The sequence below is a fragment of the Salinimicrobium maris genome (genome assembly GCF_049680855.1).
In the GTDB taxonomy this organism is placed as follows: domain Bacteria; phylum Bacteroidota; class Bacteroidia; order Flavobacteriales; family Flavobacteriaceae; genus Salinimicrobium.
In genome coordinates this window covers 126,524-148,130 of sequence record NZ_JBMPGS010000005.1, presented here as the reverse complement: position 1 = coordinate 148,130, position 21,607 = coordinate 126,524, and the positions used below count along the sequence as shown (strand labels likewise).

Below are 21,607 nucleotides of genomic sequence, written 5' to 3'. Positions count from 1 at the left end.
ATGAAAGTTAGAGCATCAATTAAAAAAAGAAGTGCCGACTGCAAAATTGTTCGAAGAAAAGGCAGACTGTACGTAATAAACAAAAAGAATCCAAAATTTAAACAAAGACAAGGGTAGTTATGGCTAGAATTGCAGGTGTTGATATACCAAAACAAAAGCGAGGCGTTATAGCATTGACCTATATCTTCGGAATTGGAAAGAGCAGGGCGCAAGAGATCCTTCAGGAAGCCAATGTTGAGGAAGGCAAAAAAGTTTCAGATTGGAACGATGATGAAATCGGGAGAATTCGTGAAGCGGTAGGCGGCTACAAAATTGAAGGTGAACTACGTTCAGAAGTTCAGTTGAGCATTAAACGTTTAATGGATATTGGAAGTTATAGAGGAATTCGTCACAGAGCGGGACTACCGTTGAGAGGACAAAGGACTAAAAATAACTCCAGAACCAGAAAAGGAAGAAGAAAAACAGTTGCAAACAAGAAGAAAGCAACTAAATAATAAGTAGGATGGCAAAAGCAAAAACAAAAGCAACTCAAAAGAAACGTAAGGTTAATGTTGAGTCTATTGGAGAGGCGCATGTTACTGCTTCTTTCAACAACATTATCGTTTCATTAACCAATAAGAAAGGTGATGTTATCTCCTGGTCGTCTGCCGGTAAAATGGGTTTTAGAGGATCTAAGAAAAACACTCCTTACGCTGCCCAGTTGGCTGCAGAAGATGCGTCTAAAGTAGCTCACGAAGCTGGTTTGCGTAAAGTAAAAGTATTCGTGAAAGGACCAGGTAACGGTAGAGAATCTGCTATTCGTTCTCTTCACAATGCAGGAATTGAAGTAACTGAGATCATTGATGTTACTCCACTACCACACAATGGATGTCGTCCTCCTAAAAGACGTAGAGTTTAATTAATAATAAGTATAACAAGGAAAGCAAAAAGATCTGCGAAGGACAGAGACCTTAATTCCTGATCGCTTTCTTATAATCAAATTTTAAATGGCAAGATATACTGGTCCTAAGACTAAAATAGCCCGTAAATTCGGTGAAGCTATTTTCGGAGATGACAAATCTTTTGAAAAAAGAAATTATCCTCCGGGACAACATGGTAATAACCGTCGTCGTGGAAAAAAATCTGAATATGCTATCCAGTTGATGGAGAAGCAAAAAGCGAAATATACTTATGGTATCTTAGAGCGGCAATTCAGAAACATGTTTGAAAAAGCGACAAGTGCACAGGGTATTACCGGGGAAGTACTTTTACAATTATGTGAATCACGTTTAGACAACGTTGTTTACAGAATGGGTATTTCACCATCGAGAAGAGGAGCAAGACAATTGGTTTCTCACAGGCATATTACTGTAAATGGTGAATTGGTAAATATTCCTTCTTACCAGTTAAAAGCTGGAGATGTTGTAGGTGTGAGAGAAAAGTCAAAATCCTTGACTGCTATTCAGGAATCACTATCTAACAGCAGCAGTGTTTATGAGTGGATTACCTGGAACAATGAGACCAAACAGGGAACATATGTTTCTGTACCTGGAAGAGTTCAGATTCCGGAAAATATAAATGAACAATTCATCGTCGAATTATATTCGAAATAATAATTGACAGAAGTCGTAATATGGCAATATTAAATTTTCAGAAGCCCGATAAAGTTATAATGATTGATTCTACCGATTTCGAAGGGAAATTTGAATTTCGTCCTTTGGAACCTGGGTATGGATTGACCGTTGGTAACGCTTTAAGAAGAGTACTGTTATCTTCACTTGAAGGATTCGCGATCACTTCGGTACGTATGGAAGGGGTAGATCATGAGTTTTCAACAATCCCTGGGGTTGTGGAAGATGTAACAGAAATTATTTTGAACCTGAAACAAATCAGGTTTAAAAGGCAAATTGATGAAATAGACAATGAAGCCGTTACAATTTCTGTTACAGGAGAAGACCAGCTTACTGCCGGGCATTTTCAAAAATTTATTTCTGGATTCCAGATCCTTAATCCTGAGTTGGTTATTTGCAATATGGATAAAAAGGTGAATCTTAATATGGAAGTTACCGTAGAAAAGGGTAGAGGTTATGTTCCTGCTGAAGAGAACAAGAAAGCCAACGCACCTCTTGGAACGATCTATACAGATTCTATTTATACTCCAATAAAGAACGTAAAATACTCTATTGAAAACTACCGTGTTGAGCAAAAGACCGATTATGAAAAATTGGTTTTCGAAATCAGCACAGACGGTTCAATCCACCCGAAAGATGCTTTGACTGAAGCGGCTAAAACTTTGATTCACCACTTTATGTTGTTCTCTGATGAACGCATTACTTTGGAGGCAGACGAGATCGCTCAAACAGAGACTTATGATGAGGAATCTCTTCATATGCGTCAGTTGCTTAAAACCAAACTGGTAGATATGGATCTTTCGGTAAGAGCTTTGAACTGTTTGAAAGCGGCAGAAGTTGATACTCTTGGAGATCTGGTATCTTACAATAAGAATGATTTGATGAAGTTTAGAAACTTTGGGAAAAAATCCCTCACCGAGCTTGAAGAGCTGGTGAACAACAAAGGTTTAAACTTCGGAATGGATCTTTCAAAATATAAACTTGATAAAGACTAGTTGCAGGTTTATCTGCAATGGTTAATATCTCTAATATAAAAACCATCATAGTTTGCTCCTCAAAATGGGTTGTAGCAAGATGATGAAACAAAAAATGTCATGAGACACGGAAAAAAAATAAACCACTTAGGAAGAAAAACAGCCCACCGTTCGGCTATGTTAGCCAATATGGCCTGTTCCCTAATTGAACATAAACGTATCAATACAACTGTGGCAAAAGCGAAAGCTTTGAAGCAGTTTGTAGAGCCTTTAATGACGAAATCTAAAGAGGACACTACTCACAACAGAAGAATCGTATTTAGTAAATTGCGTGACAAAAACGCTCTTTCTGAATTATTTCGTGAAGTAGCGCCTAAAGTAGGAGATCGTCCGGGAGGATATACCAGGATCATTAAGCTGGGTAATCGTCTGGGAGATAATGCAGATATGGCATTGATCGAATTAGTTGATTATAACGAGATTTACAACGTAAACAAGCCAGAGAAGAAAAAATCGACTCGTAGAGCTGGTAGAAAGAAAGCTACAGATACTGCCCAGGCAGCACCCGAAGCTTCTGAGAACAATAAAGAAGAAAAGAAAGAGGAATAAAATGATCTTTTTTCGATATTTTTTAAAAAGGATAAGCATTAACAGCTTATCCTTTTTTTATATATCTTTTTCAGCAAATTAGGACAATCTAAAAATTGAAAACCTGTAAATTGCAACTCGTATTGCAGGATAGAATCTTATGAAATATCAAACCAGAAAAAAAGCAATTGTTCTGCTGGCAGATGGAACCATCTTCCATGGTAGAGCAGTGGGAAACCAAGAAGGTAAAGCCTTTGGAGAAGTTTGTTTCAATACCGGTATGACAGGGTATCAGGAGATTTTTACAGACCCTTCATACTTTGGGCAAATTATGGTCACTACCAATGCCCATATTGGGAATTATGGTACCAATGAAAACGAAGAAGAAGCAGATACAGCGCAAATCTCAGGCCTTATCTGTAAAAATTTCAGCTATTATCATTCCAGACATGCAGCCGATATGTCTCTTCAGGATTTTCTAAGTAAAAGCAATCTTTTTGCAATATCAGATGTAGACACCAGGGCATTGGTTACCTACATCCGGGAAAATGGTGCCATGAACGCCGTGATCACAACCGAAGTTGATGATATTGAACGTCTCAAAAAAGAGCTTGCGGAAGTGTCAGACATGGACGGTCTTGAACTGGCTTCTAAAGTGTCGACCAAAGAGCCTTATTTCTTCGGAAGTGAAGATGCAGAGTATAAAGTAGCCGTGCTGGATGTGGGAGTTAAAAGGAACATCCTAAAGCATCTCGCAAAAAGGAATGTTTACTGTAAAGTTTTTCCTTATGATACTACTTTTGAAGAGATGAAAAAGTGGAATCCTCACGGATATTTGCTGTCCAATGGCCCTGGAGATCCTGCACCTCTTAAAAATGCGATTCAGCTGGCAAAAGATATTATGGAAGAGGACAAACCGCTCTTCGGAATATGCCTGGGCCACCAAATCATAGCTCTGGCCAATGGAATTTCCACTTATAAAATGCACCACGGGCATAGGGGGATCAATCATCCAATCTTAAACCTGGAAACCGGAAAAGGGGAGATTACTTCCCAAAATCATGGGTTTTCTGTGAACAAGGAAGAAACAGAATCCCACTCAAATGTCAAAGTCACCCATACTCATTTAAATGATCACACAGTGGCAGGAATAAGGATGAACAATAAGAAATGTTTCTCAGTGCAATATCACCCAGAAGCAAGTCCGGGGCCAAATGATGCCCATTATCTTTTTGATGAATTCATTCACAATCTCATTAAGGAAAAAGTTTAGTACAGAAAGAGACCCGAAAATGACATTTTCGGGTCTCTTTATTTTGAGATATTAATTGCTTTCCTTCCGAAAACGATTAAGTGAATTTTTCGCAATAGAAGCCTCTAAAATGGCATTTTTGCTCGTTTTTTTCGACCTGTATTTGTATCTTGCTAATTATATAATTTAATCAACAAAAGTTACTATGAGTATCATAATCAACGTTCACGCACGTCAAATTTTTGACTCCAGAGGAAATCCTACGGTAGAAGTAGATGTAATTACCGAAAACGGCGTATTGGGAAGGGCAGCAGTTCCTTCAGGAGCATCAACAGGAGAACATGAAGCAGTCGAATTGAGAGACGGCGGAGACGATTACATGGGGAAAGGGGTTTCTAAAGCAGTAGAAAATGTGAATGACATTATCGCAGAGGAACTTTTGGGATCTTCAGTATTTGATCAAAATTTGATCGATCAAACCATGATTGAATTAGATGGTACTCCAAATAAATCAAAGTTGGGCGCTAATGCCATTTTAGGAGTTTCTCTTGCTGTTGCAAAGGCAGCTGCCAACGAACTGAATATGCCGCTTTACCGTTACATTGGTGGAGTGAGTGCAAATACACTTCCGGTGCCAATGATGAACATCATAAATGGTGGTTCTCACAGTGATGCTCCTATTGCATTTCAGGAATTTATGGTGATGCCGGTAAAAGCAGAGAATTTTTCCGAAGCCTTGAAAATGGGAACTGAAATATTCCATAATCTTAAAAAAGTGCTTCATAAAAGAGGTTTAAGTACTGCCGTAGGAGATGAAGGTGGTTTTGCACCAACGTTGGATGGGACAGAAGATGCCTTGGATACTATTCTTCAATCTATTGAAAACGCAGGTTATAAGCCTGGAGAAGAAATAATGATTGCACTTGATTGTGCTGCGGCCGAATTCTACGAAAATGGGAAGTATGACTACACCAAATTTGAAGGTGATAAAGGGCAGGTGAGAAGCAGTGAAGAACAGGCAGATTACCTGGTAAGCCTTGCCGAAAAATATCCAATTATTTCCATTGAAGATGGAATGGATGAAAATGACTGGGACGGCTGGAAATATTTAACCGAAAAGAGTAAGAATAAGGTGCAACTCGTTGGGGATGATCTTTTCGTGACCAATGTGGAGAGACTTTCCAAAGGTATTGAGAATAAGATCGCGAATTCTATTCTTATTAAAGTAAACCAGATTGGAACTTTAACTGAAACCATTGCCGCCGTAAATATGGCACACAATGCGGGATATACTTCTGTAATGTCTCACCGCTCTGGCGAAACGGAAGATAATACCATTGCTGATCTTGCTGTTGCGTTGAACACCGGGCAAATCAAAACAGGTTCTGCTTCGAGAAGTGACAGGATGGCGAAATACAATCAGTTATTGCGTATAGAGGAAGAACTTGGTTCTGTAGCTTATTATCCTCAGGAAAAAGCCTTTAAGCTGAAGTAGGAAAGTTAATAACTTCTAAATCTTATCCCCTTTAGAAAATGTTCTTTAGGGGATTCTTTGTTTTTAGAAGAATTCTTGCTCAAAACACCATTTTTGAATCAAAGGAATGCAGCGTTTGACGGTAAATTAGCAGAGAATTTCGTAAATTAGCAATCCTAAAAATAATTCACGAAAAGTTATATAAAAATATGTCAAAAGTAGCTACTATAGAGATAGAAGGGAAAAAGTATGAATTCCCTGTTGTTGTTGGAACTGAAAATGAACTTGCTATTGATATCAAGCAATTGCGTGGTCAAAGTGGTGCCATTACCTTAGATCCCGGATATAAGAATACAGGTGCTTGTGAAAGTGCAATTACCTTCCTGGATGGAGAGAAAGGAATCCTGAGATACAGAGGATATTCCATAGAGGAACTGGCTGAAAAAGCCGATTTTTTAGAGGTATGTTACCTGCTTATTTTCGGGGAGCTTCCAAGCAAATCTCAGCTGCAAAAATTCAATACAGATATTCTTGATCAGAGCATTGTAAATGAGGATATGAAGACCGTCCTGAACGGTTTTCCTGAATCTGCCCATCCAATGGGAGTTCTTTCTTCATTGACAAGTGCATTGACAGCATTTAATCCTAAATCTGTTAATGTGGAGTCTGAAGAGGATATGTACAGGGCGATCGTAAAGATTCTAGCCAAATTCCCGGTATTGGCCGCGTGGACGTTACGAAGAAAAAATAATCAGACCCTTTACAATAAGGATACGAACATAGGATATGTAGAAAGTCTTTTGAAAATGATGTTTCAGAAGGAAGGGAAAAACTATAAGCAGAATAAAACTGTAGTAAATGCACTTGATAAATTGCTTATTCTTCATGCAGATCATGAGCAAAACTGCTCTACTTCAACCGTTCGCATCGTAGGTTCTTCGCACGCCGGACTTTTTGCTTCCATTTCTGCAGGTGTTTCTGCACTTTGGGGGCCGCTTCATGGTGGAGCAAACCAGGCAGTAATTGAAATGCTTGAGGAGATTAAAGCTGACGGTGGAGATACTTCTAAATTTATCGCTAAAGCAAAAGATAAAGAAGATCCATTTAGATTAATGGGCTTTGGTCACAGAGTTTATAAGAATTTCGATCCGCGGGCAAAGATTATTAAGAAAGCAGCAGATGAAGTATTAGGGCAGCTTGGGGTTGAAGACCCTATTTTGGAGATTGCTAAAGGTCTTGAAAAAGCCGCTTTGGAAGATCAATATTTTGTAGAAAGAAAATTGTATCCTAACGTAGATTTCTATTCAGGAATTATTTACCGTGCAATGGGAATTCCAACAGAAATGTTTACTGTGATGTTTGCCGTTGGTCGTTTGCCGGGTTGGATTGCTCAATGGAGAGAAATGCGCATGCGCAAGGAACCAATTGGTCGACCAAGACAGGTTTACATTGGTGAAACTCACAGGAAATTTAAAGATATCGAGAACAGATAGAAATCTTTTNGGGTTGGATTGCTCAATGGAGAGAAATGCGCATGCGCAAGGAACCAATTGGTCGACCAAGACAGGTTTACATTGGTGAAACTCACAGGAAATTTAAAGATATCGAGAACAGATAGAAATCTTTTTTCACCAAATGAAAAGCTTCATAGTTACTATGAAGCTTTTTTTATATTTGCACAAATTTTAGGCGCTATGAAACTGAATGTAAAAAACGAAACCTCCCGGTTAAGAGCAGTTGTGTTGGGAACTGCAGAAAGTACCGGTGGTACCCCCGAGCTTACCGAGACATATGACCCAAAAAGCAGGGAACATATCATGGCTGGGACCTATCCTAAAGAGGAGGATATGATTGCTGAAATTGAAGCGGTTGGCAAGGTTTTGGAGAAATATGATGTTAAGGTGTACAGGCCTAAAGTTCTTGAAAATTATAATCAGATTTTTACACGTGATATTGCCTTTGTAATTGAAGACAAGTTTATAAAAGCAAACATTCTTCCAGACAGGGAGAAGGAGATAGAAGCCATACGTCATGTCATTAATGAAATAAATCCTGAAAATGTTATCACGCTGCCCGAAGAAGCCCACGCAGAAGGAGGAGATGTTATGGTGCACAATGAGTACATTTTTATCGGCACTTATTATGGTAAAGATTATCCTGAATATGTTACTGCCAGGACCAACCTAAAAGCCGTGGAAGCAATTGCAGCGATCTTCCCACAAAAAACGGTAAAAACTTTTGATCTGAGAAAATCTAATATTGAACCAAGGGACAATGCTTTGCACCTTGATTGTTGTTTCCAGCCGGTTGGAAAAAATAAGGCTATTATTTATAAAGGTGGATTCCTCAATGTAAGCGAATATGAATGGTTGATCAATTACTTTGGCAAGGAAAATGTTTTTGAGATAGAACGAGAAGAAATGTACAATATGTATTCGAACGTTTTTTCCATAGCCGAAGATGTGGTGATTTCTGAAAAGAAATTTGTTAGGCTTAACACCTGGTTACGTGAGAATGGAATTACGGTAGAAGAAGTGCCTTATGCTGAAATAGCCAAACAGGAAGGCCTGTTAAGGTGCTCAACCCTACCATTAATAAGAGATTAAACAATTTAATGAAACAAATTACAGATACAATTTTAATGGTTCGGCCGGTTGCTTTTAGAATGAACGAGCAAACGGCCGTCAATAACTTTTTTCAGGAAGGATTACAGCTGGATAATGAACAGATCAATTTAAAAGCACAACAGGAATTTGATGCTTTTGTTGAGAAGTTAAAGTCTGTAGGTGTGAACGTTTTGGTGGTAGATGATGATAAAAATCTTGATACGCCAGATTCGATTTTTCCAAATAATTGGGTTTCTTTCCATGAAGACGGTACAGCCGCAATCTATCCTATTTTTGCAGAAAACAGAAGAAGGGAACGCCGTGCCGAGATCTTTGAAAAAATCGAAGAAGAAGGTTATCATATAGAAGATGTCATAGATTATACCGATGCCGAGGAGGAAGATGTTTTTCTGGAATCTACCGGCAGCCTTTTACTTGACCGGGTGAATGAAAAAGCCTACTGTGCATTATCACCACGTGCAAATGAAGACCTGCTTATAGAATTTTGCGAAGATTTTCATTTTACACCGGTTATTTTCACAGCATATCAGGATGTTGATGGAATGCGGCTTCCTATTTATCACACCAATGTAATGATGTGCCTTGCAGAGAATTTCGCGGTAATTTGTCTGGATAGTATCGATGACTCCAAGGAACGCAAGAATGTGGTGAAGCATCTAAAAGAAGATGGTAAGGAAATTATTAAAATTACAGAGGCGCAAATGCATCATTATGCTGGTAATATGCTACAGGTCCAGGGATCTGAAGGTAGAAAGTATCTGGTGATGAGTGAAGATGCAAGGCAAAGTCTTACCGAAATGCAAGTGGCCGCCATTGAAAAACATTGTGAGATTTTAAGCAGTGATCTTGAAACCATCGAGACCTGTGGTGGCGGAAGTGCACGCTGTATGATGGCCGAAATTTTTCTGCCGAGGAAGTAGAAAAAGAACTTCATTTATAAGCCCTGAAAAGGGCTTTTTTATTGAACTTTTTCTAGTACATTGTCTGTTTCAGTTTCCCTCAATAGTAATACCTTTTATCAAAGTAGACATCATAACCTTTTAGCGGACTTAGATCTTCTTTAATCCGCGGGGTCTCCATTTTTTTTCGATACTGTTTTTTGGCTAAAGATCATCGACGCGGGTTGGGGCGTTGTCTGACTTATTTTTGATGATCTTTTTGATGAACTTATGAATGGCAGGATCTCCTGCTCCCGCCCATATTTTTATAAAGTGTTGATCTTTGTAGAACGAATATTCTTCTGCTTTTCCCTTGTAGATCTTCAGTTTATAATTGGGGATTACCAGCGCGTATGTCTCCTGCATGCTTCGAAAACTCAAAATTACACCGTTCGGCCGCATTTCTATGCTGCAGTTGTTTTCCTGTTGGTTTACCGTTAAGATGTTGTAAATGTCAATGCTTGCAGCAGTGATAGGAATATTCTGGTGACTTATGCCATTCCATTTCTGGCGCTCTTCAAGTGTAAATGTTTTCCCTACTTCAGCGTCTATCTTTGACTTTTTTTCGGAATAATCATGGGAAATATTCAGGAGCATAAAGTGCTTTTTTATAAAGATAAAACAATTGCAGAGATTTGTTTAAATTGATTTGCACTTTGTAATCCTGCAGCTGTTCTTTACAGGGAATATTTTGTACTTTTTCCAAATCATCCAAAAATGAGATTTTTTGTATAGATTTCTGAAGATTGTTTTAATCCTGATTGGTGTAATTGTAATTTTATATGGCGGCTACACCATCCTTACGCCTGGTTTTTCACTAAATGATGGTCCCGTAAGAGCAGAAGTACAGGGTAACCACACGCAGGCATACGCCATGGTCGTCTTCGGATTCCTGATGATTCTTGCCGGGCTAGCCTTCAGAAAAGGCAGGTAAAATGTCATTTTTGACACTTCTGTTGTTCCGTTCCTTTCTTCATTTAGGTCAAACACGGCAATCAAAAGGCTTATTTCTATTATCTTTGCAGGCTATAGAAGAATTCAAATCAAATCCAGCAATAAATGTCTATCCAAAGCATACTTTCAGCAGGAGTAAAAGAAGCTGTCAAAAATAAATACGATGTTGAAATTGAACAAATCGAATTTCAGCCAACCCGCAAGGATTTTGAGGGCGATATTACCCTTGTAACCTTTCCCATGTTGCGGCAGGTAAAGACCAATCCGGTGCAGCTAGGCGAAGCTATAGGAAGTTACCTTGTGGAGAAAAACGATGCGATTAGCAAATACAATGTTGTCCAGGGATTCCTGAATATTGTTCTGGATGATCGTTATTATCTGGATTTCTTCGGAAAATCGAAAAACGACATAAACTTCGGAATAACAGCACCCGACGGGGAATCCATCATGGTGGAATATTCTTCCCCCAATACAAATAAACCTTTGCACCTGGGACATATCAGAAATAACCTTTTAGGATATTCGGTAGCCGAAATTTTAAAAGCTGCAGGAAAAGAAGTTTATAAAACCCAGATCATCAATGACCGCGGAATTCACATTTGTAAATCCATGCTGGCCTGGAAGCGCTACGGTAACGGAGAAACTCCCGAAACGGCCGGTGTAAAAGGAGATAAACTGGTAGGGAATTATTACGTGAAATTCGACCAGGTTTACAAGCAGGAAATCGCAGACTTAAAAGCGCAGGGAAAGACCGAGGAAGAGGCAAAAGCACAGGCACCTGTACTGCTAGAGGCGCAGGATATGCTTAGAAAATGGGAAGCAGGCGATGAAGAAATCGTCCAGCTTTGGTCGACCATGAACCGCTGGGTGTACGATGGTTTTGAAAAAACCTATGACAAACTGGGAGTCGATTTTGATAAGAATTATTACGAGAGTGAAACCTACCTCCTCGGAAAAAATATTGTTGCCGAAGGTCTTGAAAAAGGTGTTTTCTATAAAAAAGATGACGGCAGCGTCTGGATTGACCTTACGAAAGAAGGCCTTGATGAAAAGATAGTTCTAAGGAGCGATGGTACTGCCGTCTATATGACGCAGGATATTGGTACAGCCATTCAGCGGGTGCAGGATTTTGCCATTAACGGAATGGTTTATACCGTGGGGAATGAACAGGATTATCACTTCAAAGTGCTCTTTTTGATCCTGAAGAAACTTGGCTATGAATGGGCGAATAATCTATACCACCTTAGCTACGGAATGGTGGACCTACCCAGCGGAAAAATGAAAAGCCGTGAAGGAACCGTGGTTGATGCCGATGATCTTATAGAGGAAATGACTGAAACTGCACAGAAGATTTCTGAAGAACTCGGCAAGCTAGATGGATATTCCGAGGAAGAAAAGCAAGAGTTGTACAGGATCATTGGGCTGGGCGCACTTAAATATTATATCCTTAAAGTAGATCCAAGAAAACGGATCTTGTTCAATCCTGAAGAATCTGTAGATTTCCAGGGAAATACAGGTCCTTTTATTCAATACACCTACGCGCGTATCCAGTCGATTTTAAGAAAAGCCGATTTTGATTATGAGGGAGAAATTTCCGAATATAAATTAAATGATAAGGAAAAGGAATTGATCAAGCAGCTGCAGCTTTATCCTGAAACTATTTCCGCAGCAGCCGAAAATCATAGTCCGGCGGTGATTGCCAACTATACCTACGACCTGGTGAAGGAGTTCAATTCTTTTTACCAGAACGTAACTATTTTGGGAACCGAGGACGAAACCGAAAAGAGATTCCGCGTGCAACTGGCAAAAATGGTGGGCGAAGTGATACGATCTTCTTTTGCCTTACTGGGAATCCAGGTGCCTGAGAGAATGTAAACTCTTTAAACCCGAAGAATATAAGCATCCAAAAATGACATTTTTGAGACATCTTTCGGGAAAGGTATTCAAGAGGGAAATCCTGAAGAAAATTGAAAATTTTAAAGTAGAAGTGGAAAGGAAAAATGTTTTCACTTCGGCATCAAATCATTAAATTTGCAACTTCCCGCCCTAAAAGGCAGGATTTTAATAAATAAGAGAACATTATGTTTGATAGTTTAAGTGACAAGTTAGATAGTGCCTTACATGTATTGAAAGGTCATGGTCAAATTACCGAGGTAAACGTGGCCGAAACACTCAAGGAAGTACGAAGAGCGCTGGTAGATGCAGATGTTAACTATAAAATTGCCAAAGAATTTACCAATGTGGTAAAGGAAAAGGCGATGGGGCAAAACGTTCTTAATGCGTTAAAACCGGGGCAATTAATGGTTAAACTCGTGAAAGACGAGTTGACAGAATTAATGGGAGGCGATGCTGAAGGTGTGAACCTTTCCGGAAATCCATCAGTGATTCTAATGTCTGGTCTGCAGGGAAGTGGTAAAACTACTTTTTCGGGAAAACTTGCAAATTATCTTAAAACAAAGAAGACAAAAAATCCTTTACTGGTAGCTTGTGACGTGTATCGTCCTGCAGCGATCAATCAGCTGCATGTTGTTGGAGACCAGATTGGTGTTGAGGTTTTTAGTGATGAAGGAAATCAGGATCCGGTAGCGATTTCAAAAGCAGCTATTGCTCATGCAAAAGCCAACGGACATAATGTTGTGATCATTGATACCGCAGGTCGTTTAGCTATTGATGAAACGATGATGACCGAGATTGCGAATATTCGTCAGGCCATCGATCCACAGGAAACTCTTTTCGTAGTGGATTCCATGACAGGTCAGGATGCTGTAAATACTGCAAAGGCCTTTAATGAGCGCTTAAATTTTGATGGGGTGATCCTTACAAAACTTGATGGTGATACTCGTGGTGGAGCTGCGATTTCCATTAAATCTGTAGTGAACAAGCCTATCAAATTTATTGGTACAGGTGAAAAAATGGATGCGATAGATGTTTTCTATCCTTCACGTATGGCAGACCGTATTTTGGGAATGGGAGATGTGGTGTCTCTTGTGGAGAGAGCGCAGGAGCAGTATGATGAAGAGGAGGCGAGAAAGCTTCAGAAGAAAATTGCCAAGAATGAATTTGGATTTGATGATTTCCTAAGTCAGTTACAACAAATCAAGAAAATGGGATCTATGAAAGATCTTATGGGAATGATCCCCGGAGCAGGGAAAATGTTGAAGGATGTAGATATTGATGACGACGCCTTTAAACATATTGAAGCCATTATTCATTCCATGACTCCGGAAGAAAGGTCAAAGCCATCCCTGATAAATGCGAGCAGGAAAAAGAGAATTGGAAAAGGATCAGGGACTTCTGTTCAACAGGTGAATCAGTTGCTGAAGCAGTTCAACCAAATGAGCAAGATGATGAAGATGATGCAGGGCGGCGGCGGCCGTAAGATGATGCAGATGATGAAGGGGATGCAGTAGGAAGTAACCAGTATTCTAGTTTTTCAGTCTTCAGTCAAAAAATGATAAATGGGTTTTAAATCTTTACTTGCCTACCAGAAAGCTTTTGATTTGGCGATGAAGGTTTTTCAGGTTTCTAAAACTTTTCCTGCAGAAGAAAAGTTTGTTTTGTCTTCGCAGATAGTCAGATCTTCACGGGGAGTCTGTTCTGCTATTGCAGAGGCTTATCGAAAGAGAAGTTACGAAAAACATTTTAAAAGTAAGTTGACTGATGCTGATAGTGAAAATTCCGAAACTCAACTTTGGATTGATTTTGCTTTAGCTTGCAATTATATTTCAGAAAAAGAACAATTAAATTTACAGCGTCAAAGTGAAGAAGTGGGAAGACTTCTGAACTATATGATCAATAATCCGGGTAAGTTTGGGGTTTAAAAGGACTGCCAACTGCCAACTAAAAAACTGCTCACTGAGATGACTATCCTCGACGGTAAGAAATTAAGTAATGAAATTAAGGATGAAATTTCCTTAGAAGTTCAAAAAATGAAAAACCGTGGGGAGAAAGTTCCCCATCTTGCGGCAATAATTGTAGGAAGTGATGGTGCAAGCCTTACTTACGTTTCCAGCAAGGTAAAGGCCTGCGAAAGGGTAGGATTTGAATCTTCCCTTTACAGAATGTCCTCCACCACCAGCGAACTGGAACTATTAAAAAAGATTGAAGAACTAAATAATAATGATCATATTGATGGATTCATTGTTCAGTTGCCGCTTCCTCCGCAAATAGACACTCAAAAAGTGCTTTTAGCCGTAGATCCTAATAAAGATGTCGATGGTTTCCATCCAACCAACTTCGGAAAAATGTCATTGGATATGACCTCTTTCATTCCGGCGACTCCCTTTGGAATTTTGGAGTTATTGGAGCGGTATAATATTCCCACGAAAGGAAAGCACACGGTAGTAATAGGGAGAAGTTATATTGTGGGAAGACCAATGAGCATACTTATGGGGCGACAGGGATTCCCTGGAAACTCTACGGTAACTCTTACGCATGAGTTTACAAAGAATATTACGCAAATTACTTCTCAGGCAGATATTATTATCATTGCTGTAGGAATTCCAAATTTCCTTAAAGCTGAAATGGTAAAAGACGATGCCGTAATTATAGACGTGGGAATCACCCGTGTTCCTGATGAAAATGAGGAAAGAGGTTATTATATTTCAGGCGATGTGGATTTCGAAAATGTGAGCAAAAAAGTATCTTATATCACCCCGGTTCCTGGCGGAGTAGGACCTATGACCATTGCAATGCTTTTAAAGAACACTTTGCTGGCCAGAGAAAACCACAGGTCCGGCACATATTAGGTGAAATAGAAAGACAAACAAAAAAGCAGGATTGAAAAATTTCGATCCTGCTTTTTTTATGGGGTTAAAGTAAATGTCTATAATATTCCTCTTTTCTTTTTATCGATCTTCCAGTCCAGGTAATCATGTAGATCGGTTTCAACGAAGCGTAGGATCATGGTTAAGATTAGGAAATCATCGACATATCCAAGGCCAGGAATAAAATCTGGTAGCACATCCATCGGGTTTAAAATATATAATAATGCCATCCCAACGGAAGCAATACTAAACCACGGCACTTTCGTATAATCTCCTTTTCTGAAATCCTGTAGCATTCCAAACATAAGTTTTCCCAGTTCTGCAAACTTCTTCAGGGAAGGAGCTTTTGAAATTTTCTTATTGATCTCCTTTGAATTGTCCATGACAAGATCAAGGTCTCCATCATCAAATTTGGAGATCTCACTGTTTACATAATCTTCGTTTATTTTCTTTTTCACATTTTTCAGCATAACATTCTATTTTAAGATTAATAATTATAGTCGGTGTTGTTCATTTCCGTATTCGTGCTTGTATATCTTTAAAATCAGCAAAAACAACGAGATAAGCAGTGGGCCAAATATGAGACCAATAAACCCGAAGAGCGGCACCCCTACAACTACCCCAAAAAGGGTGATCAAAGGATGAACACTTGAGAGCCTTTGAAGGATGTACAGCCTCAGTAAATTATCTGTGATCCCCACGATGGTAAATCCATAAATCAAGATGAATATCGCCTGCCAGTTCATATCCTGGGAAAAAAGGAGAATGGCAACAGGCAGAATTCCGAGACTCGTTCCAATAAAGGGAACCATAGCTCCAATAGCCGTGATCACAAACCAGAAGAAAGGATCGGGTACCCCAACAATGAGAAAACCAATTAAAGCAACAATTCCTTGGAAAAAAGCCACCAGAGGAATTCCCAGTGCATTGGATTTTACAGATTCATCGCCTTCCTGCCCAATGACCTGTAGATTTTGCTCTCCCAACGGAATATAGGAAATAAGAATACTTTTTAATTCTTTTCGGTTTAGGAGCATGTAGTACAGCATGAAATACATGATACCAATTGCGATAAAAGCATTAAAGGTCCCAGCCCCAAGATCCTGCAGGTTACTTGAAATCCAGTTAGTGACCCTCGAGGAATCTATGCTGTTGTTCAGGTCATAACCTATATAGGTTTCCACTGCGTTCATTTGCTCCTTGACAGCTGCAATCACCCTTTCTGAATTTGCAACGGCTTTTCCTATTTTGGAAGACAGCATTAAAATGATGAGAGTGACCGGCACAAGGATTCCCACAAAAGAGAGAAATATTAGGAAACCTGCCGCAAGAGGAGCTTTCCATCCCCTTTTTACCAGTCGGTCCATCCATTTTCTCAAGATTACGTGCAAGGTAATTGCACCCAAAACTCCCGTGAGGTATGGGATGATCTCGCGGAAAATTAAAACCAGTAAAAAAAGAATTAGTAGAAGCACGAACAACTGCCGTACCAGTGAAGGTTTTAATTTATCCATTTATTTTTAATTAAAGCTACTTTGCAAATAACTGACTCTCGTCTTTAAATGCCTTGAACTCAAGTGCATTTCCACAAGGATCTTTAAAAAACATGGTTGCCTGTTCACCCACTTTTCCTTTGAACCTGATGTAAGGCTCAATGACGAAGGCAACCTGCTTTTTCTGAAGTTCTTCAGCGAATTTATGAAATACATCCCATTCCAGTACCACTCCAAAATGAGGGATTGGCACGTCTTTTCCGTCAACGGGATTGCTGCCTCTCTCAGCTTCTTTTCCAGAAGATTCTTTGTAGTGGATCACAAACTGATGTCCAAAAAAGTTGAAATCTACCCAATGATCGCTGCTTCGTCCTTCTTCGCAGCCCAAGGTATCTCTGTAAAATTCTCTTGCCTCTTCCAGGTTGTCCACGGGAATGGCTAAATGAAACGGTTGTACTTTATGCATAAATTAATGATTTCTCAAAGCATTGATAAGCTCTTTTTTACTCATATCAGAGCGGCCTTCAATACCTACTTCCTTTGCTTTTTTGTAAAGATCTTCTTTACTTCGGTCTTCGTACTTTTCAGATTTTCCGCCTTTTTCGCCGGAGTTGGAAGAATTCGCAATCCTCGCAGCTTTCTCTTTACTGGCACCTTCATCGCGCAGCGCCTCGTACTGATCTTCGTTCTTGATTTTGTTGCTGTTAGTTCCCATTTTTATTTTAAAAATAGGAAGTTCTGCAGCAATTTTAACCTAATGCTCTGTTAAGATTTAGGGCCTCTTCTTTTTGAATGAGAAGAATTCCGGTTTCTGGAAGTAGTATTCTTTTTGTCATTTTTGGAACCCTCTTTCCTGGGAAGTTGCTGATTTTGTTCTTTTTCTTTTTTCTGCAGAAGCGAGCCTTCTTCGGTTTTGGTGCTGGCGCCGGTAAGTTGCTCCAGTGTGGCAAGCTCTTCCGGAGTTATGGGGCGATATTTTCCCACAGGAACATCTAGTTTGATGTTCATGATCCTAATCCTTTTCAGCTTCACCACCTCGTATCCAAGATATTCGCACATTCGCCTAATTTGACGGTTCAATCCCTGTGTAAGCACAATTCTAAAGGTGTATTTGCTTAACTGTTCTACTTCACATTTTCGGGTTACAGTGTCTAAAATGGGAATTCCGTTAGACATTCTGGAAATGAAATCGGGGTTGATGATTCTGTCTACCGTAACGATGTATTCTTTTTCGTGATTGTTTCGCGCTCTAAGAATTTTGTTTACGATATCTCCGTCATCTGTTAATAGAATGAGGCCTTCGCTTGGCTTGTCCAACCTTCCAATGGGGAAAATTCTGGTAGGAAAATTAATATAGTCTACGATATTTTTCTTTTCTGCACTGTTGGTAGTACAAACGATACCTACAGGTTTGTTGAAGGCCAGGTAGACGTTCTCCTTCTTTTTGGGTGCTACAATTTCTCCATTGACCCTTACTTCGTCTTTGGGAGCGATTTTTGTGCCCATTTCGGGAACTACTCCATTCACCGTCACTCTTCCCTGATCAATAAGATCATCAGCCTTTCGGCGGGAGCAGTATCCTGCTTCGCTTAAATATTTATTGAGTCTGGTAAGATTTTCAGAAGCCATTAATGGATTTTTTTAGAAATTTTTTAGTCGAGATTAATCCCAGCCAATCATAAAATATTTAATTTTTGCATCATCGGGAATTTGGGAAGCCTGGATCCTGGTTTGGGTATCATATCTTAATTCCGAAGGCAATTCTTTCTTACTTATGGTAAGGTAAGCATTGATTTCATCAATAAAAACCACTGCAGAACTTAATGTGTTTTCAATTCTCGAGATCGTATAATTCTCAACAATGTCTTTAAAAGTGCTTGCAGAGTTTAAACCTTTGGAGGTTTTAAACCGCGGATCCATCACCTGGATGTATCCAATTGTGCTGGTAGAATCAAAAGCCTGTACGGGCTCCAGAAGCAGCAGTTGCTTACCATCCTGATCATATACTTTGATTTCATTGCTGTTTCTATAGAATTCTCCCTGGCTTACCTGTTTTACAAGCGAATCGTTGGCGTAAATGGAATCCAGTTGATTCACACGCGTGTCTTTTTGAAGTAAGCCTACCCGGTTTTGATCAATAATAAAAGGATCCTGTTCTTTTTCGCAGGAGGAGAAACCAAGAATGGCAAAAAAGAGGAGAATAAATGCTTTTTTCATATAGAATATTATTATTTAATTCTTTTAGACACGAAAAATAATTGGAGGGTAAAAATAATCAACTCATGAAAAGAAGCCCTCGCTAATGCAAGAAATTTTCAGTCAGAAGCTGTGCAAACTATGTGATTACTATTTTGAAGCTGTTACTATGCTCAATTTCAGAAGTTATTTTACGGCAGGAGATAATAAAAGAATGCTGCCCACTTCGGCATCTATTTCCGCTTCAATCCCATTTGGAATGGTAAAATTGTCGGTAATGTGTCCAATCATACTTCCCGAAAAAGCCGGGATTCCCAGGGGCTTGATGTAATGATCGATCACTTCTTCCAAAGTGAGGGAGCCATACCCGTTTCCGGGATCGCAGTCTGTACATTTTCCGAAGACGAAGCCCGTAATTTTATTTAGCACACCTCCCAGCTGTAATTGGGTCATCATGCGGTCTACTGCGTAAATTGCTTCCCCAACATCTTCAAGATACAGGATCTTTCCTTCCCAATCTGAAGGGAAATATGGAGAACCCATGATCCCGGTGAGAACAGAAAGGTTTCCTCCTAAAAGTTGTCCCGTGGCCGTTCCCGGATTGATGGTTCTAATGCGGTTTTTTACCTGTGTAAGCAGGTCACCTTTCCCTGTAGGATTTTGCAGGAATAAAGCTTCCTTATCGAAAAGTAATCTTTTAAAATGGTCTACCGCAAAGCCATTCCAAGTAGAAGTGGCCAGTGGTCCATGAAAGGTTACCAGGCCTGTCTGCTCAAAAATGGCATTATGAAGCGCGGTTATATCGCTGTAACCAATAAATATTTTTGGGTTTTCGGCAATGGCGTCATAATCCAGTTTATCTAGAATTCTTGCGGCTCCCGAACCACCTCTTAAAGCAATGACAGCATTAATTTCAGGATTCCGGAACATGTCATTGAATTCCTGTGCCCTTTCTTCATCGGTTCCGGCCAAATGCCCATACCTGCTTCTTACAAAGGCTCCAAGTTCCACTTTTAAGCCCATGGCCTTCATTGATTCTACAGCAATTTCGTAAGGTCCAGATTCAAAAATGGCACTTGAAGGACTTATTATTCCAATCGTGTCGCCGGGTTTTAAACCTTTAGGAATAAGCACATTTTTGGATATTATCTCATTACTTTTTCCGAAGACATTGATGCCGGGCGCAAACGGTAAAATGAGACTGCCGGCGGCAAGGTTGTTCAGGAATTTTCTTCTTTCCATGGATGTATTTTATAGAGTGCGGGATGAATTTTCGCCTACAGTTTAAGATGAATTTCTTTAAGTATTATTTCCATTTCTTTTTTGATGCTGGATGAGGGCACTGTGTAATTGCTGTTCATAAAGCTGAAGATTAGGATTTTCCCTGTTCTCGTCTTCAGGTAACCGCTAAGACTGTGATTGTTCATCAAAGTCCCGGTTTTTGCATAAATGTAAGGTTCTTCGGCTTTATACCAGTTCTCAATGGTGCCAGATTCGCCGCCGGCTGCCAACAAATTAAATAAACGCGAGGTGGGTACTTCCTGTTGTATCTTTTCCAGAATTTTCACCATTGAACGTGGAGTGATGAGGTTGTAACGCGAAAGTCCAGAGCCATCTACCCATTGCGGTTCATCAGGTAAATCGCTGAGGTATTCGGTTCTCATGGCGTCTATGGCAATAGAGGTTTTTAATGTATCGGCAATTTCGCCGGCACTTAAAAGGAGGATTTGTTCAGCAATAAAATTGTCGCTTACCTGCAGCATTCTTTTATAAAGGCTGTCGGTGGGAATACTATAAAGAGTTTTGAAGCTGTTAAAATCTTCCGGGATTTTTTCTAAAAGAGTGATTTTCGTGCCCAAGGTATCGCTTAGAAGTTCTGTTACCAGTTGGGGAGAATATTTAAATGGCACTTCCTGTTCTCTTTCTGGATTCCCTCGCAAATGTGCAATTTCAAAAATATTTTCGGAAAGTGCTCTGGTCACGCCAGATCTTCCCCCTTCAAAATCACCTTTTACAACTATTTTATCCTGAAAGTATTTTGGATATATCTTCGGAAGTGAATCTGAGGACAGAAGTTTAAAATCTACATAATTTCCATAAACCGGAAAGTCACCTCTTTCTACTGAATATGACCAATTGTAATCTCCCCAGGACCAGCCGGGACCAAAATGCTTCTCCTGAAAGGACGGAGCTGCGTAAAATAGCTGTTCGTCACGATTTTTCAGAAAATGGAGCACCTGCGAATATGGAAATTCCTCATGTAAAAAGGATGGATCGCCAGTGCCTTTAAAGACCAGTGAATCATTGTAAATGGCATACTTCAATGCGGGAACTGAATCGCCCAGGAACTTTAACCCTGTGTAAAACGTAAGTAGTTTGGTGTTGGATGCAGGTGTAAAATATTTTTCAGAATTTCTTTCGTAAAGCACCTTTTTGGAACCTGGGTCGTAAACCATTAGACCTGAAAAGCCCTGGTGAAAAGCTTCCGAAGTTTCAAAAACTTCATCTATTCCGCTTTTGACATTTCTTGTAGTTGAACAGGAGCTTAAAAGGATGCAAAACAGAATTACAAGTGATAGTTGAGGGCTTTGGGAAAGGAATCTAGGATTAGTGCGTGAAGGCTTCATGGGCTGGTCTTTGCTGATTTGCAATGATTTATAAATTAATTTTTAAGTATTTCATGTTCTTTTGATGCTGTCATTGCCTTGTAAACCATAAATTTATTTATATTTAAG

Annotated in this window: 25 protein-coding genes; 16 read left to right on the top strand and 9 right to left on the bottom strand. The window is 39.6% G+C overall.

The features are described from left to right. From ykgO to ctlX, 11 genes are all read left to right on the top strand, one after another. A complete protein-coding gene (gene ykgO / locus ACOV1Q_RS14320; RefSeq protein WP_015361145.1) occupies positions 1-117 on the top strand; it encodes a type B 50S ribosomal protein L36 in 117 nt (38 codons plus the stop codon). A 2-nt stretch (positions 118-119) separates the two neighbouring features. After that, a complete protein-coding gene (gene rpsM, locus ACOV1Q_RS14315) occupies positions 120-494 on the top strand; it encodes a 30S ribosomal protein S13 (RefSeq protein WP_189604924.1) in 375 nt (124 codons plus the stop codon). A gap of 8 nt (positions 495-502) precedes the next feature. Beyond that, positions 503-898, top strand: a complete 396-nt coding sequence (gene rpsK / locus ACOV1Q_RS14310) for a 30S ribosomal protein S11 (RefSeq protein WP_424495087.1) — start codon at positions 503-505, stop codon at positions 896-898. Positions 899-986: 88 nt separating this feature from the next. Next, positions 987-1,592 carry a 30S ribosomal protein S4 gene (gene rpsD, locus ACOV1Q_RS14305; RefSeq protein ID WP_424495086.1) on the top strand — a complete coding sequence of 202 codons (606 nt, stop codon included), beginning with the start codon at positions 987-989 and terminating at the stop codon, positions 1,590-1,592. A gap of 20 nt (positions 1,593-1,612) precedes the next feature. Next, positions 1,613-2,605 carry a DNA-directed RNA polymerase subunit alpha gene (locus ACOV1Q_RS14300; RefSeq protein WP_424495085.1) on the top strand — a complete coding sequence of 331 codons (993 nt, stop codon included), beginning with the start codon at positions 1,613-1,615 and terminating at the stop codon, positions 2,603-2,605. Between the two features lie 99 nt (positions 2,606-2,704). Continuing rightward, entirely contained in the window at positions 2,705-3,193 is a 489-nt protein-coding gene (gene rplQ, locus ACOV1Q_RS14295) for a 50S ribosomal protein L17 (RefSeq protein ID WP_424495084.1), read from the top strand. Positions 3,194-3,332: 139 nt separating this feature from the next. Next, positions 3,333-4,445: a glutamine-hydrolyzing carbamoyl-phosphate synthase small subunit gene (gene carA / locus ACOV1Q_RS14290; protein ID WP_424495083.1), complete on the top strand. Its 1,113-nt coding sequence runs from the start codon at positions 3,333-3,335 to the stop codon at positions 4,443-4,445. A gap of 184 nt (positions 4,446-4,629) precedes the next feature. Next, positions 4,630-5,919 (top strand): phosphopyruvate hydratase, encoded by a 1,290-nt coding sequence (gene eno / locus ACOV1Q_RS14285; protein WP_424495082.1) that lies wholly within the window; start codon positions 4,630-4,632, stop codon positions 5,917-5,919. A gap of 188 nt (positions 5,920-6,107) precedes the next feature. After that, entirely contained in the window at positions 6,108-7,391 is a 1,284-nt protein-coding gene (locus ACOV1Q_RS14280) for a citrate synthase (RefSeq protein WP_424495081.1), read from the top strand. Between the two features lie 201 nt (positions 7,392-7,592). Next, positions 7,593-8,504 (top strand): dimethylarginine dimethylaminohydrolase family protein, encoded by a 912-nt coding sequence (locus ACOV1Q_RS14275; RefSeq protein ID WP_424495080.1) that lies wholly within the window; start codon positions 7,593-7,595, stop codon positions 8,502-8,504. 8 nt (positions 8,505-8,512) lie between these two features. Beyond that, entirely contained in the window at positions 8,513-9,445 is a 933-nt protein-coding gene (gene ctlX, locus ACOV1Q_RS14270; protein ID WP_424495079.1) for a citrulline utilization hydrolase CtlX, read from the top strand. A gap of 183 nt (positions 9,446-9,628) precedes the next feature. On the opposite strand, the gene ACOV1Q_RS14265 is transcribed toward ctlX, so the two are convergent. After that, a complete protein-coding gene (locus ACOV1Q_RS14265; RefSeq protein WP_424495078.1) occupies positions 9,629-10,060 on the bottom strand; it encodes a hypothetical protein in 432 nt (143 codons plus the stop codon). A 130-nt stretch (positions 10,061-10,190) separates the two neighbouring features. Between ACOV1Q_RS14265 and ACOV1Q_RS14260 the strand changes: the two genes are divergently transcribed. The 5 genes from ACOV1Q_RS14260 to ACOV1Q_RS14240 all read left to right on the top strand — a co-directional run bounded on the left by ACOV1Q_RS14260 (position 10,191) and on the right by ACOV1Q_RS14240 (position 15,165). Further along, positions 10,191-10,397 carry a hypothetical protein gene (locus tag ACOV1Q_RS14260; RefSeq protein WP_424495077.1) on the top strand — a complete coding sequence of 69 codons (207 nt, stop codon included), beginning with the start codon at positions 10,191-10,193 and terminating at the stop codon, positions 10,395-10,397. Positions 10,398-10,522: 125 nt separating this feature from the next. Then, positions 10,523-12,292: an arginine--tRNA ligase gene (gene argS / locus ACOV1Q_RS14255; RefSeq protein WP_424495076.1), complete on the top strand. Its 1,770-nt coding sequence runs from the start codon at positions 10,523-10,525 to the stop codon at positions 12,290-12,292. Positions 12,293-12,498: 206 nt separating this feature from the next. Further along, the gene (gene ffh, locus ACOV1Q_RS14250) at positions 12,499-13,827 is read left to right on the top strand and encodes a signal recognition particle protein (RefSeq protein ID WP_424495075.1); all 1,329 of its coding nucleotides are present in this window, start codon (positions 12,499-12,501) and stop codon (positions 13,825-13,827) included. A gap of 48 nt (positions 13,828-13,875) precedes the next feature. Beyond that, positions 13,876-14,238 carry a four helix bundle protein gene (locus ACOV1Q_RS14245; RefSeq protein ID WP_424495074.1) on the top strand — a complete coding sequence of 121 codons (363 nt, stop codon included), beginning with the start codon at positions 13,876-13,878 and terminating at the stop codon, positions 14,236-14,238. Between the two features lie 39 nt (positions 14,239-14,277). Beyond that, complete coding sequence (locus tag ACOV1Q_RS14240; RefSeq protein WP_424495073.1) at positions 14,278-15,165, top strand: bifunctional 5,10-methylenetetrahydrofolate dehydrogenase/5,10-methenyltetrahydrofolate cyclohydrolase; 888 nt, start codon at positions 14,278-14,280, stop codon at positions 15,163-15,165. Between the two features lie 77 nt (positions 15,166-15,242). Here the strand turns inward: ACOV1Q_RS14240 and ACOV1Q_RS14235 are convergent, their stop codons facing one another. The 8 genes from ACOV1Q_RS14235 to ACOV1Q_RS14200 form a co-directional block, all read right to left on the bottom strand. Further along, the gene (locus ACOV1Q_RS14235) at positions 15,243-15,653 is read right to left on the bottom strand and encodes a YkvA family protein (RefSeq protein WP_424495072.1); all 411 of its coding nucleotides are present in this window, start codon (positions 15,651-15,653) and stop codon (positions 15,243-15,245) included. Between the two features lie 24 nt (positions 15,654-15,677). Beyond that, positions 15,678-16,697: an AI-2E family transporter gene (locus ACOV1Q_RS14230; protein ID WP_424495071.1), complete on the bottom strand. Its 1,020-nt coding sequence runs from the start codon at positions 16,695-16,697 to the stop codon at positions 15,678-15,680. A 16-nt stretch (positions 16,698-16,713) separates the two neighbouring features. Beyond that, positions 16,714-17,142, bottom strand: a complete 429-nt coding sequence (locus ACOV1Q_RS14225; protein WP_424495070.1) for a VOC family protein — start codon at positions 17,140-17,142, stop codon at positions 16,714-16,716. A 3-nt stretch (positions 17,143-17,145) separates the two neighbouring features. Further along, positions 17,146-17,391, bottom strand: a complete 246-nt coding sequence (locus ACOV1Q_RS14220) for a DUF7218 family protein (RefSeq protein WP_424495069.1) — start codon at positions 17,389-17,391, stop codon at positions 17,146-17,148. Between the two features lie 50 nt (positions 17,392-17,441). Continuing rightward, positions 17,442-18,305: a 23S rRNA pseudouridine(2604) synthase RluF gene (gene rluF / locus ACOV1Q_RS14215; RefSeq protein WP_424495068.1), complete on the bottom strand. Its 864-nt coding sequence runs from the start codon at positions 18,303-18,305 to the stop codon at positions 17,442-17,444. A 33-nt stretch (positions 18,306-18,338) separates the two neighbouring features. After that, on the bottom strand, positions 18,339-18,893 hold the full coding sequence (locus ACOV1Q_RS14210) for a hypothetical protein (RefSeq protein WP_424495067.1): 555 nt from the start codon (positions 18,891-18,893) through the stop codon (positions 18,339-18,341). Between the two features lie 165 nt (positions 18,894-19,058). Next, positions 19,059-20,114: a S66 peptidase family protein gene (locus ACOV1Q_RS14205; protein WP_424495066.1), complete on the bottom strand. Its 1,056-nt coding sequence runs from the start codon at positions 20,112-20,114 to the stop codon at positions 19,059-19,061. A gap of 35 nt (positions 20,115-20,149) precedes the next feature. After that, a complete protein-coding gene (locus ACOV1Q_RS14200) occupies positions 20,150-21,499 on the bottom strand; it encodes a D-alanyl-D-alanine carboxypeptidase/D-alanyl-D-alanine-endopeptidase (protein WP_424495065.1) in 1,350 nt (449 codons plus the stop codon). Positions 21,500-21,607: the final 108 nt, after the last annotated feature.

Coding starts and splice junctions, on each gene's coding strand:
- ykgO (WP_015361145.1), top strand. CDS start 1: ATGAAAGTTAGAGCATCAATTAAAAAAAGAAGTGCCGACTGCAAAATT.
- rpsM (WP_189604924.1), top strand. CDS start 120: ATGGCTAGAATTGCAGGTGTTGATATACCAAAACAAAAGCGAGGCGTT.
- rpsK (WP_424495087.1), top strand. CDS start 503: ATGGCAAAAGCAAAAACAAAAGCAACTCAAAAGAAACGTAAGGTTAAT.
- rpsD (WP_424495086.1), top strand. CDS start 987: ATGGCAAGATATACTGGTCCTAAGACTAAAATAGCCCGTAAATTCGGT.
- ACOV1Q_RS14300 (WP_424495085.1), top strand. CDS start 1,613: ATGGCAATATTAAATTTTCAGAAGCCCGATAAAGTTATAATGATTGAT.
- rplQ (WP_424495084.1), top strand. CDS start 2,705: ATGAGACACGGAAAAAAAATAAACCACTTAGGAAGAAAAACAGCCCAC.
- carA (WP_424495083.1), top strand. CDS start 3,333: ATGAAATATCAAACCAGAAAAAAAGCAATTGTTCTGCTGGCAGATGGA.
- eno (WP_424495082.1), top strand. CDS start 4,630: ATGAGTATCATAATCAACGTTCACGCACGTCAAATTTTTGACTCCAGA.
- ACOV1Q_RS14280 (WP_424495081.1), top strand. CDS start 6,108: ATGTCAAAAGTAGCTACTATAGAGATAGAAGGGAAAAAGTATGAATTC.
- ACOV1Q_RS14275 (WP_424495080.1), top strand. CDS start 7,593: ATGAAACTGAATGTAAAAAACGAAACCTCCCGGTTAAGAGCAGTTGTG.
- ctlX (WP_424495079.1), top strand. CDS start 8,513: ATGAAACAAATTACAGATACAATTTTAATGGTTCGGCCGGTTGCTTTT.
- ACOV1Q_RS14265 (WP_424495078.1), bottom strand. CDS start 10,060: ATGCTCCTGAATATTTCCCATGATTATTCCGAAAAAAAGTCAAAGATA.
- argS (WP_424495076.1), top strand. CDS start 10,523: ATGTCTATCCAAAGCATACTTTCAGCAGGAGTAAAAGAAGCTGTCAAA.
- ffh (WP_424495075.1), top strand. CDS start 12,499: ATGTTTGATAGTTTAAGTGACAAGTTAGATAGTGCCTTACATGTATTG.
- ACOV1Q_RS14245 (WP_424495074.1), top strand. CDS start 13,876: ATGGGTTTTAAATCTTTACTTGCCTACCAGAAAGCTTTTGATTTGGCG.
- ACOV1Q_RS14240 (WP_424495073.1), top strand. CDS start 14,278: ATGACTATCCTCGACGGTAAGAAATTAAGTAATGAAATTAAGGATGAA.
- ACOV1Q_RS14235 (WP_424495072.1), bottom strand. CDS start 15,653: ATGCTGAAAAATGTGAAAAAGAAAATAAACGAAGATTATGTAAACAGT.
- ACOV1Q_RS14230 (WP_424495071.1), bottom strand. CDS start 16,697: ATGGATAAATTAAAACCTTCACTGGTACGGCAGTTGTTCGTGCTTCTA.
- ACOV1Q_RS14225 (WP_424495070.1), bottom strand. CDS start 17,142: ATGCATAAAGTACAACCGTTTCATTTAGCCATTCCCGTGGACAACCTG.
- ACOV1Q_RS14220 (WP_424495069.1), bottom strand. CDS start 17,391: ATGGGAACTAACAGCAACAAAATCAAGAACGAAGATCAGTACGAGGCG.
- rluF (WP_424495068.1), bottom strand. CDS start 18,305: ATGGCTTCTGAAAATCTTACCAGACTCAATAAATATTTAAGCGAAGCA.
- ACOV1Q_RS14210 (WP_424495067.1), bottom strand. CDS start 18,893: ATGAAAAAAGCATTTATTCTCCTCTTTTTTGCCATTCTTGGTTTCTCC.
- ACOV1Q_RS14205 (WP_424495066.1), bottom strand. CDS start 20,114: ATGGAAAGAAGAAAATTCCTGAACAACCTTGCCGCCGGCAGTCTCATT.
- ACOV1Q_RS14200 (WP_424495065.1), bottom strand. CDS start 21,499: ATGAAGCCTTCACGCACTAATCCTAGATTCCTTTCCCAAAGCCCTCAA.